This window comes from Massilia sp. CT11-108 (assembly GCF_047302915.1).
In the GTDB taxonomy this organism is placed as follows: Bacteria; Pseudomonadota; Gammaproteobacteria; order Burkholderiales; family Burkholderiaceae_D; genus Telluria; species Telluria orientalis.
Map to the genome: position 1 here is coordinate 1 of NZ_JBKYMO010001105.1, position 717 is coordinate 717.

General features: G+C 69.7%; 1 pseudogene. It reads left to right on the forward strand.

What is annotated here, in order from left to right:
• Positions 1–717 (forward strand): annotated as a pseudogene (locus tag ACEN88_RS33425) (alpha-2-macroglobulin); the annotation flags it as partial.

Consider the following 717-nt stretch of genomic DNA (forward strand, 5'->3'; position numbering starts at 1 on the left):
GCCGACGCGCTGCCGGGACGCGGCGGCATCCGCACGACCCTGCAGGCGCGCCTCGGCAGCGACCTGCCGGGCGTGCGCGACTACATGACCGCGTATCCGTACACGTGCTTCGAACAGCGCACGTCGCGCGCAGTGGCGCTGCAGGACGAGGCGATGTGGGAGAAGGTCGTCGCGACCTTGCCGTCGCACCTGGACGGCGATGGCCTCGTCAAGTATTTCGCGCCGATGGACCAGGGCAGCGACGTGCTCACGGCCTATGTGCTGTCCGTGACGCACGAAGCCGGATATGCGATCCCGGACGAGCTGCGCGGCCGCATGGAAGCGGGCCTCGCCGCGTTCGTCGAAGGGAAGATCGTGCGCGGCAGCGGCCGCGCGACGGGTGAACTGGCCGTGCGCAAGCTGGCGGCGCTGGAAGCGCTGTCGCGCGACACGCAGATTCAGCCGGCGCTGCTGGACTCGATCGAGGTGCGGCCGAATCTGTGGCCCACGTCCGCCGTCATCGACTGGTATTTGATCCTGAAACGCACGCCGGCACTGCCGCAGCGCGAGCAGCGCCTCGTGCAGGCCGGCCAGGTCCTGCGCGCGCGCCTGAACCTGCAGGGCACGACGATGGGCTTTTCGACGGAGCGCGCGGACGGCTGGTGGTGGCTCATGACGTCCGTCGACGTCAACGCCAACCGCCTGCTGCTGGCGACCCTGGACGATCCGGCGTGGAAG